Below are 16,362 nucleotides of genomic sequence, written 5' to 3'. Positions count from 1 at the left end.
CGGACGTTCGTTGCCCGGCCCCGGCTCGCGGCCACCGATTCCGCAGCCGGGCGGCCGCGCGCACCCCAAGGCTTGTGCTAGGCACCGTTGTTCGGGCCGCCGGAGTTCTGGCCCGGGATGTCGGTGATCGGGAAGTTGGGCATCGGCTTGGGCGAAGACGTGTTCGGCAGCGTCGGGATGTCGCCGGCCGGGATGTCGTGGAGTTCGTTCGCGGGCGGCCCGTTTTCGCGGCTGCCGTAGCTGCTGCCGGGCGCCCGCGGGCCCAGCAGTTCGCTGACCGTCACCATCCGGTAGCCGTTGGCCTTGAGCACCGGGATGAACTGGTAGACTAGGTCGACGGTGCTCGAGTAGGTGTTATGGAACAACACCACCGAACCCGGCTTGATGTACGTCATCAGCATGTACCGCGTTGCCGCGGTGTTCGAGTCGTTCGCCCAGTCGAAAGGGATGACGTCCCAGAGGATTTCAGCGAGCCCGAATTTGGCCGCGGTCTGCCGGACCGCATCGGTGGACAGTCCGCCCGCGGGTCGATACAAAGTCGGCGTCCGCCCGGTCGCGGCGGTGATCGCGTCGTTGGCCTTGGCGAATTGGGGGGCGATGTCTTCCGGTGGGATCGTCGCCATGTTGGGGTGTTCCCACGTGTGGCTGCCGATCTCCATCCCCGCATCGGCGATGCGCTTGGCGCCCGCCGGGTTGGCGGCGACCTTGTTGCCGATCAGGAAGAAGGTCGCCTTCGCATCGTCGTCCTTGAGGATTTGCAGCAATCGCTCGTCGAACGGACCGGGCCCGTCGTCGAACGTCAGCGCGACGCACTTGACCACCGAGCAGCTGAGGTTGTCGGCGCGCGTCACGTGACCGGTCAACCCGCCGATCACCAGCACCGCAACGGCCGCGACGACACCGACGACCGTGCGCCAATAGCGCCAGGCCTGGCTGTCGGGTCTTTTCGGCACGGTGGAAGCCTACCGAAATCACCGGTCACTGCGGTCCGGCGATCTCCTCGAGCATCTCGGTGACCAGCGCGGCGATCGGCGACCGCTCGCTGCGCAACAGGGTGATGTGGGCGAACAGCGGGTGGCCTTTGAGCTTCTCGATCACCGCGGCGACCCCGTCGTGCCGGCCGACCCGCAGGTTGTCACGCTGGGCGATGTCGTGTGTCAGCACCACCCGCGACCCGGCACCCAGCCTGGACAGCACCGTCAGCAGAACGTTGCGTTCCAGGGACTGGGCCTCGTCGACGATGACGAACGAGTCATGCAGCGACCGGCCCCGGATGTGGGTCAGCGGCAGCACCTCGAGCATGCCCCGCGAGAGCACCTCCTCCAGCACGGCCGGGCTGGCCAGACCCTCGAGCGTGTCGAAGACCGCCTGCGCCCAGGGCCCCATCTTTTCGCTCTCGCTGCCAGGCAGGTAGCCCAGCTCCTGGCCGCCGACCGCGTACAGCGGGCGGAAGACCACCACCTTGCGCTGGGTCCGCCGCTCCAGCACGGCCTCCAGGCCCGCGCACAGCGCCAGCGCCGACTTGCCGGTGCCGGCCTTGCCGCCCAGCGACACGATGCCCACCGACTCGTCGAGCAGCAGGTCGAGCGCCACCCGCTGCTCGGCAGAACGGCCCCGCAGGCCGAATACCTCGCGGTCGCCGCGAACCAACTGGACGCGCTTGTCCGCGTTGACCCGGCCGAGCGCATGCGAGCTGCCGCCGAGCAGCCGAATACCGGTGTGGCAGGGCAGGTCTCGCGCCGCGGCCAGATCGATCTCGCCTTCGGCGAACAGCGCGTCGATGTCCTCGGTGGCGGTCTCCATCTCGCGCATCCCCGACCATCCGGAAGCCACCACATCTTGCGCGTGATACTCGTCGGCGGCCAACCCGACTGCGGCGGCCTTGACGCGAAGCGGAATGTCCTTGCTGACCAACGTAACTCGCTTGCCTTCGGCGGCTAGGTTGGCGGCGCAACTCAGTATCCGGCAGTCGTTGTTGTCGCTGCGGAAACCGGCCGGTAGCACCGCGGGATCCGTGTGGTTGAGCTCGACGTGAAGCGTACCGCCTTGTGCCCCAACGGGAATGGGCTGATCGAGCCGTCCGTGCACGAGCCGGAGATCGTCGAACAGACGCAACGCCTGACGAGCGAACCACCCCAGCTCGTGGTGATGCCGTTTGGCCTCCAGTTCACTGATCACCACCAGCGGGACCACCACCTCGTGCTCGGCGAACCGGCTGCACGCCCAGGGGTCGGACAGCAGCACAGAGGTGTCGATCACGTAGGTCCGGATTTCGGTCACGTAGCGCTCCTCGAGCGGGATAAGCCCGCGCGGACCCGCACAGGCATGTCGGCGGGAACTGCGACACCAGGACCGGGGCCGGTCCTTCCGTTGTGGTGACGGGAGGTGCCGCCCTGGCAGCAGAGCATGACGCTGACCATCGAGATCGACGCTACTCTCGTCGCCGCTTCGCAGCAGCGCAGGCGCGCCGACGACGAGCGCCGCGCGCGAAGATCGGCCTAGCCGATGACGAATTGCTTGAGGGCGGGCTCGTCGGCCACACCCCATGCGGTAATGCGATCCGAGATCGCCTGCCGCAGCTGTTGTTCGTCGAAGATGCCCGCATCGGCGACGTTGCGCAGCTTGTCCCGATAGGAGTCGATGTCCGCGCCGGGTACTTGCAGATCAGCCGCGCGCGCCGCGATCGCCGCGATCGTCTCGTCGCGGGTGTATTCGAGGCAGTGCTCGACGAGGTTGGAGAAGAACAGTTCGTGCCGCCGCTCGTCGCGCGCGATGCGGTCGATGAGCCCGGCCAGAATGGGCTCTTCGAGCTTCGCCGCCAGGTTCTCGCAGAAGACGGCGTACGTGCGCTCGGTGAGCGCCATGTGCACCAGGGTTTCCACCTGCGTGTAGGTGTCCGCGCGGTAGCCCTTCATGACGTACTGGACCCGGGCCTCCTCGTTGGCGGTCGGGTCGACCTCACGGGTCACCACCAGGTACTCGCGCAGCGCGATGGCGTGCAGGTGCTCCTCCGCGGTCCACCGGCCCAGCCAGCGGCCCCACCAGTCTTCGAGGATGAAGTGCTCGACGAGTTCGCGGTGGTGCCCGGCCAGGTTGTCCTTGAGCAGAAGCAGGATCTCGCAGGCGTCCGTGTACTCCCGGGGCAGCGTCGCGTCGGACGGGTCCCAGTCCCGGCCGCCGAGGAAGGCGAAGTTCTCGCCCCGATCGAACGGCACGTAGTCGTGAGCGAACCAGAGTTCCTCGGTGTTGAGGTGGCGGTCCATGTTGGCCTCGCACACCGGCTCGAGTTCCAGGGTCAGCGCGTTAGCTACAGGTTTCTGTGCCATGCGGTTACTGTAACTCGCGTACACAGGTTCGTGAAATCGCCCGGGCCGTGTCGCGGCAACTGGTGACTTTGGTCCTTTCGCCGCGATCAGCGGTCGACCAGCGTCCACTCCTCGAGACCGTCGTACAGCGGGAAGTCGCGGGCCAACCGCGTCACCCGCTGCCGCAGCGCGGACAGGTCTGCCGCGGTGCCGGCCGCCAACGCGGTGGCGATGACGTCGGCGACCTCGGTGAATTCCGTATCCCCGAAGCCGCGGGTCGCGAGCGCCGGCGTGCCCACCCGCAGACCCGACGTCACCATCGGCGGCCGCGGGTCGTTGGGCACCGCGTTGCGGTTGACCGTGATGCCGATTTCGTGCAGCAGGTCCTCGGCGGCCTTGCCGTCCAGCGGGGAGTCGCGCAGGTCCACCAGCACCAGGTGGACATCGGTGCCGCCGCTGACCACCGACACACCGGCCTTGGTGACGTCGGGAGCGGTCAGCCGGTCGGCGATGATGCGGGCGCCGGACAGGGTGCGCTGCTGGCGGTCGGCGAACTCGGGGGTGCCGGCGATCTTGAGCGCGACGGCTTTGCCCGCGACGACATGCATCAGCGGCCCGCCCTGCTGGCCGGGGAACACCGCGGAGTTGATGGACTTGGCGTACTCCTGCTTGCCCAGGATCAGGCCGGAACGCGGGCCGCCGAGCGTCTTGTGCACGGTCGTGGACACCACGTCCGCGTGCGGCACCGGCGAGGGGTGCAGCCCCACGGCGACCAGTCCGGCGAAGTGGGCCATGTCCACCCAGAGCTTGGCGTCGATCTCGTCGGCGATCGACCGGAACGCCGCGAAGTCCAGAATCCGCGGGTAGGCCGACCAGCCGGCGATGATGACCTTGGGGCGGAACTCGCGGGCCTTGGCCCGCACCGCGTCCATGTCCACCAGATGCGTCGTGGGATCCACACCGTAGAAGCCGGTTTCGTAGAGCTTGCCGGAGAAGTTGAGCTTCATCCCGTGGGTGAGGTGGCCGCCGTTGGCCAGGTCGAGGCCCAGCAGCCGGTCCCCCGGCGTCATCAGCGCGTGCAGCACGGCGGCGTTGGCCTGCGCGCCCGAATGTGGCTGCACATTGGCGAAGTCGGCGCCGAAGAGCGCCTTCGCCCGGTCACGGGCGATGTTCTCCACGACGTCGACGTACTCGCAGCCGCCGTAGTAGCGCCTGCCGGGCAGGCCCTCGGCGTACTTGTTCGTCAGCACGCTGCCCTGGGCCTGCAGCACCGAGCGCGGCACGAAGTTCTCCGAGGCGATCATCTCCAGGGTGTCGCGCTGGCGGCCCAGCTCTTTGCCGAGCAGCTCGGCGATGTCGGGGTCGACCTCGGCGAGCGAGGCGGACATCACGGAGGTGGAGGGGCGGGCGTCGGGTGCAGCAGTCACGGGTGCCAGTCTATCCAGCGACGGTTTAGCCAGCCCAGCCGTCGGGCGCGCGTCCGCCCCTGCAACACTTGCACTATGCCGCGGCTGAGCGAGCCGAGCCCCTACGTGGAGTTCGACCGAAAGCAATGGCGCGCGCTTCGCATGTCGACGCCGCTGGCCCTGACCGAAGAGGAATTGGTTGGCCTGCGCGGTCTCGGCGAGCAGCTCGACCTGCTCGAAGTGGAAGAGGTCTACCTGCCGCTGGCCCGGCTGATCCACCTTCAGGTCGCTGCCCGCCAGCGGTTGTTCGCCGCCACCGCGGAGTTCCTCGGCGAGCCGCAACAAAACCCGGACCGGCCGGTGCCGTTCGTGATCGGCGTGGCCGGCAGCGTAGCGGTCGGCAAATCAACCACCGCCCGCGTGCTGCAGGCCCTGCTGGCCCGCTGGGATCCCCACCCACGGGTGGACCTGGTGACCACCGACGGCTTCCTATACCCGAATGCGGAACTCGATCGGCGAAACCTGATGCACCGCAAGGGTTTTCCGGAGAGCTATAACCGCCGGGCGCTGATGCGGTTCGTGACGTCGGTCAAATCCGGCTCGGACTATGCATGCGCGCCGGTCTACTCGCACCTGAAATACGACATCATCCCAGGCGCCAAGCACGTCGTTCGCCATCCCGACATCTTGATCCTGGAGGGCCTCAACGTCCTGCAGACAGGTCCGACCCTGATGGTGTCGGACCTGTTCGACTTCTCGCTGTATGTGGACGCGAGGATCGAAGACATCGAGCAGTGGTACGTGTCGCGGTTCTTGTCGCTGCGCGGCACGGCCTTCGCCGACCCGGAATCACACTTCCACCACTACTCGGCACTCAACGACACCAAGGCGGTCGCCGCCGCGCGCGAGATCTGGCGGTCGATCAACCGGCCCAATCTGGTCGAGAACATCCTGCCGACCCGGCCCCGCGCCACCCTGGTGCTGCGCAAGGACGCCGACCACTCCATCAACCGACTCCGGCTGCGCAAGCTCTAAGCAGCGTCCAAGCAGCGTCCAAGCCGCGTCCAAGCAGCAGTTGTGGCGGTTAGGCCGTCTCGAGACGACGCACGCCCAGGTACTGCAGTCCGGCGAACGCCGCGGTGTACACACCGACAGCCAGCGTGGCGGCAATCCCGGTCGCGGACAGCGGCAACGCTTCCGCGGCCACGATCGCGCCAAGCGTGAACACGACGTTGGCCACGATGACGCCGACTCCGACGCGGCGCAGGTTCGGTGCCGCCGCGAGGAGGAACACAGCCAAGCCGCCGAGCACGAAAAAGGCGCCCAGGCTGTACTCCTGCAGCGACGTCAGGCCCGTCAGCGACGAAAGCGGGTCGGCGAGAAAGGCGATGGCCAAACCGCACAATCCCGTCAGTGTGGCGTCGGCGCGCATGGCGAAACGCAGCAGCGAGTCGGTCGCGTCGTACAGGGGTCGAGTCGCCAGACCGTGTGCGCCAGATGCATACATCATGTGATTACTCCTCGCGATGGCGATTTGGGTCGAACATCAGCGTGCCGTCGGCCCACTGCCATATCGACTCGTGGCACTGCCAACTACTGCCACGCATACAAAGACCCGCGGGTTCGCTCGGCTATTCCCGTCCGCGAGTCCGAATCGGGATTGTTATTCGACAGACGCCAGTCTGGTGTTCTTCTGCCCCAGCAGTCACAGAATCTCGGGGCACGACGCCGCCCGCCTCCAACGGTGCCGGAAATGACGGACGGGCCGAACGTGTTTCGGACTAGTCGCTGGCCACCGGGACCCGCCCGCGCAGGTCCGCAGCGATCAGCCGGGCGGCGGCGTTCTGCCAGTTGTGCAGCGAGCGCTGCGGGACCTCGGTCACCAACCACTGCCAGGCCTGGCGGGCGGTGGGATCCAGTCCGGCGGCGGTGGCGTTCTGCGCGTACGCACGCACGCCGACGACGTAGGGGAAGTACAGCGAGTTGTAGTGGCGCCACTGCTCGGTGGTCCCGAAATCACCGGCGTCGCGGGGTTTGAGCCGCCCGATCGCGTCGGCGAGCACCGCCTTGAGTTCGTTGGCCCGCTCCAGCGGATGATCGGATGCGCCCCGGGCGGCGAGCCGCTCATCGATGACGGGCAGCGTGGTCAACGGGCTGGCGACCAGCTTGCTCAGGTCGCCGTAGTGCCCCAGGGCGCGGCGGGTGAGCCTGGCGAATGTGACGTCGTCGACGTGGTCGAGCGGATCCACCGACCGCAACGGCAGTGCCGCGCCGGTGTTCCGCAGCGCCGCTCGATCCTCCCGCAGCGCAGGCGATTTCGAGAACGCCAGCCGGTCGAGAACCCCGGCCAGCGGATCCGCGAGCACCTGCACGGCGATCGCGACCGCCAGGCTGGTGAACAGCAGGACGGTGAGCGCGGTCTGGGCGGCGACGTCCTCGCGGGTCAGCGCCAGGCCGATCAGCGCCTGCCCACCGAACAACACCGCCACCGCCACCGAGCCGGCGAACGAGCGGAGCATGTCGGCGCGCAACGCCTGGCCCTCGTCGAACGCGTCCCACAGGGCGACGGCGATCCCGAGCGAAAGGACGTCGAAACTCGTCGACGCGAGCGCCACCCAGCTGGGCACCAGGCCCAGCGGAATGATCAGGATGGCATTGCCCAGCGCGAAGAACAGGGTCGCGACGACGGCGAGTCCGACGGCTGCCCGCGGCCGGCGCGGCTGCCGCAACGCGACGACCATCGCGCCAAGGGTGGATACCGAGATCACCGCGAACATCAGCCAGTGGCCCGTCCGCAGCGGCCCCTCGACGCTGCCGGCCAGCATCGCCCCGAACAGAGTCAGCGCGGCGACCCCGGCCACGAGCAACACCTCGCGGGTGCGCGCCCTCGAGCCGTCGCTGGGCCGGGACAGCTCGACGAGCACCGCGAACCACGCCACGCCGGGAATGGTCACCAGGTAGATCTCAACGCGACTGAGCAGGTGCGCGTACGCGGGGCTGGCGGTCCGCACGGCATCCAGCCCTACCACGAGCGCGAAACCGCACAGCCCGGTCGCCGCCAACACGAGCACCGGCTTACGCGGATCGCGAGCCAGCAGGTACAAACCGAGCCACCCGCTCAGCGTGAACACCACCGCCGACAGCGCAGCCATGCACCTAGTCTGGCACGGGATTTACCCCGAGCCGACCTGCTACTTGCCGTACCTGCGATGCCGCTGGCTGTAATCGCGCAGCGCGCGCAGGAAATCGACCCGGCGGAAGGCGGGCCAGTGCGCTTCGGTGAACCACATCTCCGAATATGCGCTCTGCCACAGCAGAAACCCGGAGAGACGTTGCTCCCCCGACGTGCGGATGACCAGGTCGGGATCGGGTTGCCCAGAGGTGTAAAGGTTTTCGGAGATGCCATCGACGCTGACCGCCTCGATCAGCTCTTCGGCGGTCGCACCGTTGGCGAGTTCCTTACTCAGCAATGCCCGCACCGCATCGACGATCTCGCGACGGCCGCCGTAACCGACCGCGACGTTGACGTGGAACGGTGCCACGACGGGCGTGGACTCCACCGCGTCGCGCAGCCGCCGCGCCGGTTCTTCGCCGAGCAGCTCCAGATCCCCGACGGTGCGCACACTCCAGCGGTTTGCCGGTGCGCAGATCTCCTCGACGACATCGGTGATGATCTCGATGAGTCCCGCCAGCTCGTCGGGGTCGCGTTGCAGGTTTTCGGTGGACAGCAGGTAGACCGTGGTCATTTCGATGCCGGCTTCCTGGCACCAGCGCAGCATCTCGGCGATCTTCGCGGCACCCATCCGGTAGCCGTAGCTGACGTCGGTGTATCCGGCATCGCGCGCCCACCGCCGGTTGCCGTCACACAGGACCGCGATGTGGCGGGGCAGGTGGGATTTGGAGGAAGCCAGCTCCTGCCGCAGCCGCAGCTCGTAGACGCGATACAGCGGCTCTTTGAGACGCGGCGGGATAATTTCCACGGAGATTCAGCCTACTGTGAGCTGCGCCAAATTCCCCTGCGATTCCGGCCCGGTTTCAAGCCGGTCACGCGCGGGCGGAGACCATGCCGTGGCCGTCGCCGATTACTGTTGAGGTTGAGCAGCCACTGGCAATTCCCCGACCTGCAAGATGAGGGCACAGGATTATGAGCAGCCAGACGAGCACGTCTGCCAATTCGGACGGTTCGGATCGCGAGTCCGAGGCCATCGCGCCCGGCAACACCGTCGAACAGCTTGTCGAGGGTGCCGCCCACGTTCTGACCAAGCCCCGGATGCGCGGCTGGATCCACTTCTTCTCCGCGTGGCTGGCGATCATCGCCGGCGCCACCCTGGTGTCGGTGTCGTGGGCCGCCTCCTCGCCGCGGGCCGGTCATTCGACGCTGGTCTACGCGGCGGCGACGGTGGCGATGTTCGCCGTCAGCGCCACCTATCACCGGGTGCATTGGAAATCCGCGGCGGCCCGCAACCTCATGAAGCGGCTCGACCATTCGATGATCTTCGTGTTCATCGCCGGCAGCTACACGCCGTTCGCGCGCCTGGCCATGCCGCAGCAGACCGGGGTGGAGGTGCTGTGGATCGTATGGGGCGGGGCGCTGGCGGGGATTCTGCTGAAGGTGTGCTGGCCGTCGGCACCGCGCTGGCTGGGTGTGCCGCTATACCTGCTGCTCGGGTGGGTGGCCGTGTGGTACTGCCCGACGATCCTGCACAAGGCCGGGGTGGCCGCGATGGTGCTGCTGGCCGTCGGCGGCGTGTTCTACAGCGTCGGTGGGATCTTTTACGGGCTCCGTTGGCCCGACCCGTGGCCCACGACGTTCGGCTATCACGAGGTTTTCCACGCCTTCACCGCGATCGCGGCGATCCTGCACTACATCGCCATGTGGTTCGCGGTGTTCTACGTCGGCGACCACGCATGGCTGGTGCGCTGAGCGGCTACAGCTGTGTGACGTCCGCCGCCGACCAGTAGGCCTTCATGTGCGCGATCTTGCCGTCCTCGTTGAACGCCATCACGTCGATCGGCTCGATCACCATCCGGTGTTCCCCCGCGATGATCGTGAGGCGGAAATGGAAGGCCGCCTCGTTGCCGGCGACCCGCAGCGTCACCAGTTCGCATTCGCGCTGCACATCGTTGACCGCGGAGTAGAAGCGGTGGATCGCCTGGTGGCCGATGTGCACCTCGCCGCCGACGGGGTCCTCGACTGTCGCGTCATCGGCGTACAGCTCGACCAACTCGTCGGCGCCGCCCTTGGCGACCAGTTCGATGTAGCGGTTGACCGTGTCGGTGATGTGTTCGGCGCTCGGCATGACACGTCACGCTACCGTGGCGCGGCCAGCGCCCCCGCGAGGTCTTCGGCGGTGGTGACCGGCAAGTCGCACACCCGGCCGCGGCACACGTAGGCGGCGTCGGCGCCGGCCACCCGGTCACGCGCCGCGAGCAGTGTCGACGAGTCCTGTTCGCCGCCCACGACGATCGACCCACCGGGCGCCAACCGCCGCGCGTCGGCCAGCAGCGCCGACCGCGACGGATCGCAGGCGACCGCGATCTGCAGCGGTCCGCGAACGGCGGCTTCCGCCACGGCCAGCCAATGTCCCGCCGAGCGCGGCGCGCGTTCCAGCAGCACCGAATGCGCGTTGAGTCCCTCGGCCGCCGCCCGCAGATACCGCTCCGCGCGCCCACCGTCGACCAGGTGCGCCGCGGTCAGCAGCGCCTCGGTGATCGACGACGCCCCCGACGGCGTCGCCCCGTCCAGCGGGTCGGCCGGCCGCAGCATCAACCGCTCGGCGTCGTCGGCGGTGTCGAACCAGCGGCCGGGCCGCTCCGGGTCGGCGAAATGCCGCAGCGCGGTGTCGAGCAGGTCGGTCGCCGCGGTAAGCCAGGCGGCGTCGGCGGTCAGCTGGTAGAGGGCGAGCAGGCCGGTGGCCAGCATCGCGTGGTCTTCGAGGATGGCGGCGCTGTCGCCGACCACCCCGCCCAGGCTGGCGCGCCGCAGCCGCCCGTCGACGATGTGCAAGCCCAGCAACGCGGTCGCGCAGTCCCGCGCGGCTTGGGCCAGTTCAGCCTCGTCCAGGGCCACGCTTGCCTCGGCCAGCGCGGTGATGGCCAGGCCGTTCCAGGACGTGACGACCTTGTCGTCGCGCCCGGGCTGGGCGCGGGTCAGCCGGGCGGCCAGCAGCGCGGCCCGGAGACGTTCGAGCCGTTGCGGATCGTCGGGGTCGGCGGGCAATCGCAGAACCGACGTGCCGTGTTCGAAGGAGCCAGTCGCGGTGACCGCGAAAACGGTTGCGGCCCAAGGGCCGTCGTCGGGACCGAGCACCTCGGTCAGCTGCTCGGGCGTCCAGACATAGGTCGAGCCCTCCCGCCCGTCGGCGTCGGCGTCCAGCGACGACGTGAACATCGCGCCGTCGGCCAGATCGTCGAGCAGGAAGCGCGCGGTCTGGGCGGTGACGCGGCGCGCCAGCGGATCACCGGTCCGCCGGGCCCAGTGCGCGTAGGCGCGCAGCAGCAGCGCGTTGTCGTACAGCATCTTCTCGAAATGCGGTACCACCCAAGCGTTGTCGACGCTGTAGCGGGCGAACCCGCCCGCGAGCTGGTCGTAGATGCCGCCGCGGGCCATCGCGTTGCCGGTGCGCACCACCGCCTCCAGCGCCGCCTTCGACCCGGTGCGCTCGTAATTGCGCAGCAGCGCCTCGAGAATTGCCGACGGCGGGAATTTGGGCGCGCCGCCGAAGCCGCCGTGCACCGGGTCCTGGTCGCCCAGCACCGCGGCCACCGCGTGGTCACACAGCGCCGGCGCGACGTCCGGCCCACCGGAGGGCAGCCCGGACGCCATCGCACGCAGCTCGCCGGCGATATGGTCGGACGCCTCCTCCACCTCGCCGCGGCGCTGCTGCCAGGTGGCGGATACCGCCGAAAGCAGCTGCAGGAAGCCATCTTTGGGGTAGTACGTACCACAGAAGAAAGGCCGGCCGTCCGGCGTCAGGAAACACGTCATCGGCCAACCGCCGTGCCCGGTCAGCGCCACGGTGGCATTCATGTAGACGGCGTCGAGGTCCGGGCGTTCCTCGCGGTCGACCTTGATGCAGACGAATCCGGAGTTCATGGCGGCGGCCACCTCGTCGTCCTCGAACGATTCGTGGGCCATGACGTGACACCAGTGGCAGGCCGCGTAGCCGATGGAGAGCAGGATCGGCACGTCACGCTCGGCCGCGGCCTCGAGCGCCTGCGGGGTCCACTGCTGCCAGTGCACCGGGTTGTCGGCGTGCTGGCGCAGATACGGGCTGGTGGCCAGCCCGAGGGTGTTCGTCGCGGTGGCGTCAGCCGGGCTCATCGCCGGGGCCCGGTGCCCGCTCCGATCCGTTCGCGTGGCCCGGGCTGCGTCCGTCGGCCTCGTCGACCGCGTCGGTGCCTTGGTCGGCGGCCTGGTCGGGCTCGGGGTGCTTGGGGTCGAACGACTTGGGCACCTTTTTCAATTGCCGGTTCATCGATCGCAGCAGCAACAGCGTGGCGATCAACAGCAGGACGACGATCAGCAGCCCGATCGGGCTGGCCTTACCGAAGTCGGGCCCGGTGTGCTGCGGCGCGCCGTCCGCCTGCCAACCGGCGGCCGTGCTTGCGACGAAAAACAGGTGGTTCACCGGTCACTCTCGATTCCGGCGAACAGGTCGTCCTCGGGCAGCCGGACGGGAACCCGCGAGCGCGCCAACTCGAACTCCTCCGTCGGCCAGAGCCGCTGTTGCCATTCGATGGGCGCGGCGAAGAAGTCGTGCTCCGGGTCGATCTGGGTGGTGTGCGCCCGCAGCGCGTCGTCGCGTTGGCTGAAGTACGCCGAGCACTCGACGCGCGTCGTCACCCGGGACTCGAACGGGTCGTGCGAGGCGTCCCAGTGCTCGAGCCACTTCTTGAACGGGGGCTCGTGACCGTGTTTGACGGCCTCGTCGTGCAGCAACTGCATCCGGGCCCGCAGGAATCCGTGGATGTAGTAGAGCTTGGACGCCACCCACGGCTCGCCCGCGTCGGGAAACCGCCGATAATCTCCGGCCGCCTCGAAGGCGCCGACCGAAACCTGGTGGCAGCGAATGTGATCCGGATGCGGGTAGCCACCGTTCTCGTCGTAGGTGGTGATCACGTGCGGGCGGAACTCGCGGACCACGCGCACCAGCGACTCGACCGACTCCTCCAGCGGCACCGTCGCGAAGCATCCTTCGGGCAGCGGGGGCGGCGGGTCCCCATTGGGCAAGCCGGAGTCGACGAAGCCGAGCCAGGTGTGCTCGACACCGAGGATCTCGGCGGCCTTCGCCATCTCGTCGCGGCGGATCTCGGCGATGTGGCCGTGCACTTCGGGCAGGTCCATCGCCGGGTTGAGAATGTCGCCGCGCTCACCGCCGGTCAGCGTCACCACCAGCACCCGGTGGCCCTCGTCGGCGTAGCGGGCGAGGGTGGCTGCGCCCTTGCTGGACTCGTCGTCGGGGTGGGCGTGCACCGCCATCAACCGCAGTTCGCTCACGTGCCCCCTTGTCGGTCTGCCGGTCGCCGGTTACGAACCTATAATTCCAGTTCTTCAGATCGTTGCATGCTGTCGGCCGGCGTCCGGCAGCCGACCACTCAGGCGTACCCAGGCATGACCGAACCTTCCCCTTCCCGTCCCGAGGCCCGCTACGGGCGTTCCGTGCGCTCGCGGGTGCCCCGGCGTTGGGTGATCATCGGGCTGGGTGCGCTGGTGGTCGCAGCCGGCCTGGTGATTGCCGTCGTCGGCTACCACCGGCTGGGCACCAGTGCGGTGACGGGCACGCTGGCCAGCTATCGGGTGATCGACGAGGAGACGGCGTCGGTAACGATCAGCGTGACGCGATCCGATCCGTCCCGGCCGGTGGACTGCATCGTGCGGGTCCGGGCCAAGGACGGCAGCGAGACGGGCAGGCGGGAGGTGCTGGTCCCACCGTCCGGGGCGGCCACGGTGCAGCTGACGACCACGGTGAAGTCCAGCAAACCGCCGGTGATGGCCGACATCTACGGCTGCGGCACCGACGTACCCGCCTATCTGCGGCCGGCCTGACGCAGTAACAACAGCCGAACTGCGAATTTGGAGTCATCAATTGTTTGCGCGGTGGTAACATGGGTGAATGCACGGTTCCTGATGGGACCGTGTATTGCTGCATTAAGGCCGTGAGCACAACGGATCGGCAGCACACGGGGAGGAGACCCGGATACTCCCGGCGGCGGGGTTAACAGGCTTACGCGGTTACGCGGAACGACAACATGAGGAGCACGACGAGATGACGGACACTTCGGTGACCTGGCTGACCCAGGAGTCACATGACAAGTTGAAGGCGGAACTCGATCAGTTGATCGCGAATCGTCCGGTCATCGCCGCGGAGATCAACGACCGCCGTGAAGAAGGCGACCTGCGCGAGAACGGCGGATACCACGCCGCCCGTGAAGAGCAGGGCCAGCAGGAGGCCCGCATCCGTCAGCTGCAGGACCTGCTCAACAACGCGAAGGTCGGCGAGGCGCCCAAGCAGTCCGGCGTCGCGCTGCCCGGTTCGGTGGTGAAGGTCTACTACAACGGCGACAAGTCGGATAGTGAGACATTCCTGATCGCCACCCGCCAGGAGGGCGTGAACGACGGCAAGCTCGAGGTGTACTCGCCCAACTCACCGCTGGGCGGCGCCCTGATCGACGCCAAGGTGGGCGAGACCCGCAGCTACGTCGTGCCCAATGGCAACACCGTCGAGGTCACGCTGGTCAGTGCGGAGCCCTACCACTCCTAGCCCGCTCTCGGGGCGGTGCTAGCCCAGATGGTGGCGACCCGCTTCGCCCGCCTCCACCGCGCTCGCGATCGCCGCGATCGCCACTAACCCAGCGCCTGGTCGAGGTCGGCCAGCAGGTCGGCGATGTCTTCGATGCCGACTGACAGCCGCACCAGATCGTCGGGCACTTCCAGTTGCGAACCGGCGGTCGACGCGTGCGTCATGGCGCTGGGGTGCTCGATCAGTGACTCGACGCCGCCGAGCGATTCGGCCAGGATGAACACTTCGGTGCGGGCGCACAGGTCGCGGGCGGCTTGCCGGCCGCCCCGCATACGCACCGACACCATGCCGCCGAAGCCGCGCATCTGCCGAGCGGCGATGTCATGCCCGGGGTGGCTGGGCAGGCCGGGGTACAGCACGGTGCTCACCGCCGGATGCCCGGCGAGGAATTCCGCAACGGCCGAGGCGTTTTCGCTGTGTCGCTGCATCCGCAGCACCAGGGTCTTCAGGCCGCGCATTGCCAGGTAGGCGTCGAACGGGCCGGGCACCGCGCCGGCCCCGTTCTGCAGAAAGGCGAAAGCCTCGTCCAGCCCCGCGTCATTGGTGATCAGCACCCCACCCACGACGTCGGAGTGGCCGCCGATGTACTTCGTGGTCGAATGCAGCACCACGTCGGCGCCCAGCGTCAACGGCTGCTGCAGCGCGGGCGAGGCGAACGTGTTGTCCACCAACACCTTCAGCGAAGACCGTTTGCCTAGCTCGGCGAGGGCCGCGATGTCGGCGATGGACAGCAGTGGGTTGGTCGGTGTCTCCACCCAGATCAGGCGGGTCTGCGGCGTGATCGCGGCGCGGACGGCGTCCACGTCGGACAGCTCCACCGGCGTGTAGCGAACGCCCCATTGGGTGAACACCTTGTCGATCAGCCGGAAGGTGCCGCCGTAGGCGTCGGTGGGGATGATCACGTGGTCGCCGGGCCGCAGCATGGCCCGCAGGGCGCAGTCGGCGGCCGCCATGCCGGAACCGAACGCCCGCCCGTAGCTGCCTTCTTCGACGGCCGCGAGCGACGCCTCCAGCGCGGCGCGCGTCGGGTTGCCGGTGCGTGCGTATTCGAACCCGCCGCGCAGCGCACCCACACCGTCTTGGGCGAACGTGCTGCTGGCGTAGATCGGGGCGTTGACCGCCCCGGTCGCCGGGTCCGGGCGGTAGCCGGCGTGAATCGCTTTGGTGGCGAGTCCGGTGAAGTGTCCGTTGCGGTCGTCGGTCATCGACGACCAGCCTAGGTGACGGCCGCCTCGGTCACCGCGCCCCACACCACTAGCCCGGTTGGTGCTCGGTCCCGTCGAGCGGCAAGCAGACCGTCGTCATGATCTTGTCCGCCAACGTTTGCCGCTTCGAATCCCACAGCGGGAAAAGGAAACCGATGAAGCAGATGATGGCGTCGACGAAGTGCGCGAGGGAACGCACGACGGACATCCCGAAACCGATTGGCTGGCCGGTGACCTCGCTGACCACCTTGAACTTCATCACCGACTTGCCGACGCTCGACCCGGTGGTGCCCTGGCGGTAGCCGTAGTTCCAAACCAAATAGAACAGCCCCACCAGCGACGCCAACCACTGCGCGGCCATGCCGATGGTCGAGTTCTGGGTCGCGCAGTACTGGTTGACGGCGTACTGCGTGACGTCGGTGATGCACGACGTCTGCTGGGTGGCGACCAGGATCCCGGTCCCGATGCCGTGCACGACGGCGTACGGGAGGATGTCGATGATGAATGCCACGAGCCGGCTGAGCCACGGCGTGTAGGACTCCGTCGGCAACGCACGGATCGCCGGTCCGGGAGGTGGTGGCGCGTACCCACCGGAGGACGGCGGGGGCGGCGGGTAGGAGCCGCCGGGCGGCGGCTCCTACCC

At 68.2% G+C, this 16,362-nt stretch carries 16 protein-coding genes and 1 pseudogene; 4 read left to right on the top strand and 13 right to left on the bottom strand.

The genetic code is table 11. The features are described 5' to 3' along the window. Positions 1–77: 77 nt before the first annotated feature. The 4 genes from AWC17_RS03515 to glyA form a co-directional block, all read right to left on the bottom strand. Positions 78–953 carry a polysaccharide deacetylase family protein gene (locus AWC17_RS03515; RefSeq protein ID WP_046184989.1) on the bottom strand — a complete coding sequence of 292 codons (876 nt, stop codon included), beginning with the start codon at positions 951–953 and terminating at the stop codon, positions 78–80. Between the two features lie 25 nt (positions 954–978). Next, the gene (gene phoH2 / locus AWC17_RS03510) at positions 979–2,280 is read right to left on the bottom strand and encodes an RNA 5'-3' helicase PhoH2 (protein WP_046184988.1); all 1,302 of its coding nucleotides are present in this window, start codon (positions 2,278–2,280) and stop codon (positions 979–981) included. 218 nt (positions 2,281–2,498) lie between these two features. After that, positions 2,499–3,326, bottom strand: coding sequence for an acyl-ACP desaturase (locus tag AWC17_RS03505; protein ID WP_085164241.1), 828 nt, complete (start codon positions 3,324–3,326; stop codon positions 2,499–2,501). Positions 3,327–3,412: 86 nt separating this feature from the next. Continuing rightward, a complete protein-coding gene (gene glyA / locus AWC17_RS03500; RefSeq protein ID WP_046184986.1) occupies positions 3,413–4,693 on the bottom strand; it encodes a serine hydroxymethyltransferase in 1,281 nt (426 codons plus the stop codon). 114 nt (positions 4,694–4,807) lie between these two features. Here glyA and coaA point away from each other — a divergent pair, with 114 nt between their 5' ends. Beyond that, entirely contained in the window at positions 4,808–5,746 is a 939-nt protein-coding gene (coaA, locus tag AWC17_RS03495; RefSeq protein ID WP_046184985.1) for a type I pantothenate kinase, read from the top strand. 49 nt (positions 5,747–5,795) lie between these two features. Here coaA and AWC17_RS03490 read toward each other — a convergent pair whose 3' ends face one another. The 3 genes from AWC17_RS03490 to AWC17_RS03480 all read right to left on the bottom strand — a co-directional run bounded on the left by AWC17_RS03490 (position 5,796) and on the right by AWC17_RS03480 (position 8,691). After that, complete coding sequence (locus tag AWC17_RS03490; protein WP_046184984.1) at positions 5,796–6,221, bottom strand: hypothetical protein; 426 nt, start codon at positions 6,219–6,221, stop codon at positions 5,796–5,798. 271 nt (positions 6,222–6,492) lie between these two features. Next, a complete protein-coding gene (locus tag AWC17_RS03485) occupies positions 6,493–7,863 on the bottom strand; it encodes a hypothetical protein (protein ID WP_046184982.1) in 1,371 nt (456 codons plus the stop codon). Positions 7,864–7,902: 39 nt separating this feature from the next. Continuing rightward, positions 7,903–8,691, bottom strand: a complete 789-nt coding sequence (locus tag AWC17_RS03480; protein WP_046184981.1) for a (2Z,6E)-farnesyl diphosphate synthase — start codon at positions 8,689–8,691, stop codon at positions 7,903–7,905. 164 nt (positions 8,692–8,855) lie between these two features. On the opposite strand from AWC17_RS03480, the gene trhA reads away from it, so the two are divergent. Then, positions 8,856–9,635: a PAQR family membrane homeostasis protein TrhA gene (gene trhA / locus AWC17_RS03475; protein ID WP_046184980.1), complete on the top strand. Its 780-nt coding sequence runs from the start codon at positions 8,856–8,858 to the stop codon at positions 9,633–9,635. Between the two features lie 4 nt (positions 9,636–9,639). Here the strand turns inward: trhA and AWC17_RS03470 are convergent, their stop codons facing one another. Genes AWC17_RS03470 through mca form a run of 4 tightly spaced genes read right to left on the bottom strand, consistent with a single transcriptional unit; the run spans position 9,640 to position 13,211 of the window. Beyond that, a complete protein-coding gene (locus AWC17_RS03470; RefSeq protein WP_046184979.1) occupies positions 9,640–10,011 on the bottom strand; it encodes a nuclear transport factor 2 family protein in 372 nt (123 codons plus the stop codon). Positions 10,012–10,022: 11 nt separating this feature from the next. Further along, on the bottom strand, positions 10,023–12,035 hold the full coding sequence (locus tag AWC17_RS03465) for a thioredoxin domain-containing protein (protein ID WP_047323739.1): 2,013 nt from the start codon (positions 12,033–12,035) through the stop codon (positions 10,023–10,025). Next, positions 12,022–12,342 carry a hypothetical protein gene (locus AWC17_RS03460; protein ID WP_046183122.1) on the bottom strand — a complete coding sequence of 107 codons (321 nt, stop codon included), beginning with the start codon at positions 12,340–12,342 and terminating at the stop codon, positions 12,022–12,024. The genes AWC17_RS03465 and AWC17_RS03460 overlap by 14 nt, the downstream gene beginning before the upstream one ends. Next, positions 12,339–13,211, bottom strand: coding sequence for a mycothiol conjugate amidase Mca (mca, locus tag AWC17_RS03455; protein WP_047323740.1), 873 nt, complete (start codon positions 13,209–13,211; stop codon positions 12,339–12,341). The genes AWC17_RS03460 and mca overlap by 4 nt, the downstream gene beginning before the upstream one ends. 114 nt (positions 13,212–13,325) lie before the next feature. Here mca and AWC17_RS03450 point away from each other — a divergent pair, with 114 nt between their 5' ends. Next, the gene (locus AWC17_RS03450) at positions 13,326–13,760 is read left to right on the top strand and encodes a DUF4307 domain-containing protein (RefSeq protein ID WP_046183142.1); all 435 of its coding nucleotides are present in this window, start codon (positions 13,326–13,328) and stop codon (positions 13,758–13,760) included. Positions 13,761–13,980: 220 nt separating this feature from the next. Then, positions 13,981–14,475: a transcription elongation factor GreA gene (greA, locus tag AWC17_RS03445; protein WP_046183124.1), complete on the top strand. Its 495-nt coding sequence runs from the start codon at positions 13,981–13,983 to the stop codon at positions 14,473–14,475. A gap of 83 nt (positions 14,476–14,558) precedes the next feature. Here the strand turns inward: greA and AWC17_RS03440 are convergent, their stop codons facing one another. Both AWC17_RS03440 and AWC17_RS03435 read right to left on the bottom strand, forming a co-directional pair. After that, positions 14,559–15,719: a cystathionine gamma-synthase gene (locus tag AWC17_RS03440; RefSeq protein WP_047323741.1), complete on the bottom strand. Its 1,161-nt coding sequence runs from the start codon at positions 15,717–15,719 to the stop codon at positions 14,559–14,561. 49 nt (positions 15,720–15,768) lie between these two features. Further along, positions 15,769–16,353 (bottom strand): annotated as a pseudogene (locus tag AWC17_RS03435) (RDD family protein); the annotation flags it as partial. Positions 16,354–16,362: the final 9 nt, after the last annotated feature.

The organism is Mycobacterium nebraskense (genome assembly GCF_002102255.1).
GTDB classification, from domain to species: Bacteria; Actinomycetota; Actinomycetes; order Mycobacteriales; family Mycobacteriaceae; genus Mycobacterium; species Mycobacterium nebraskense.
Note: the sequence above shows the minus strand (reverse complement) of the source record. Positions and strands in the feature narration are given on the sequence as shown.

What these genes read in the sequence shown, in the direction of transcription:
- AWC17_RS03505 (WP_085164241.1), bottom strand. Translation starts at nt 3,326, where the DNA reads ATGGCACAGAAACCTGTAGCTAACGCGCTGACCCTGGAACTCGAGCCG.
- glyA (WP_046184986.1), bottom strand. Translation starts at nt 4,693, where the DNA reads ATGTCCGCCTCGCTCGCCGAGGTCGACCCCGACATCGCCGAGCTGCTC.
- coaA (WP_046184985.1), top strand. Translation starts at nt 4,808, where the DNA reads ATGCCGCGGCTGAGCGAGCCGAGCCCCTACGTGGAGTTCGACCGAAAG.
- AWC17_RS03490 (WP_046184984.1), bottom strand. Translation starts at nt 6,221, where the DNA reads ATGATGTATGCATCTGGCGCACACGGTCTGGCGACTCGACCCCTGTAC.
- AWC17_RS03485 (WP_046184982.1), bottom strand. Translation starts at nt 7,863, where the DNA reads ATGGCTGCGCTGTCGGCGGTGGTGTTCACGCTGAGCGGGTGGCTCGGT.
- trhA (WP_046184980.1), top strand. Translation starts at nt 8,856, where the DNA reads ATGAGCAGCCAGACGAGCACGTCTGCCAATTCGGACGGTTCGGATCGC.
- AWC17_RS03470 (WP_046184979.1), bottom strand. Translation starts at nt 10,011, where the DNA reads ATGCCGAGCGCCGAACACATCACCGACACGGTCAACCGCTACATCGAA.
- AWC17_RS03465 (WP_047323739.1), bottom strand. Translation starts at nt 12,035, where the DNA reads ATGAGCCCGGCTGACGCCACCGCGACGAACACCCTCGGGCTGGCCACC.
- AWC17_RS03450 (WP_046183142.1), top strand. Translation starts at nt 13,326, where the DNA reads ATGACCGAACCTTCCCCTTCCCGTCCCGAGGCCCGCTACGGGCGTTCC.
- greA (WP_046183124.1), top strand. Translation starts at nt 13,981, where the DNA reads ATGACGGACACTTCGGTGACCTGGCTGACCCAGGAGTCACATGACAAG.
- AWC17_RS03440 (WP_047323741.1), bottom strand. Translation starts at nt 15,719, where the DNA reads ATGACCGACGACCGCAACGGACACTTCACCGGACTCGCCACCAAAGCG.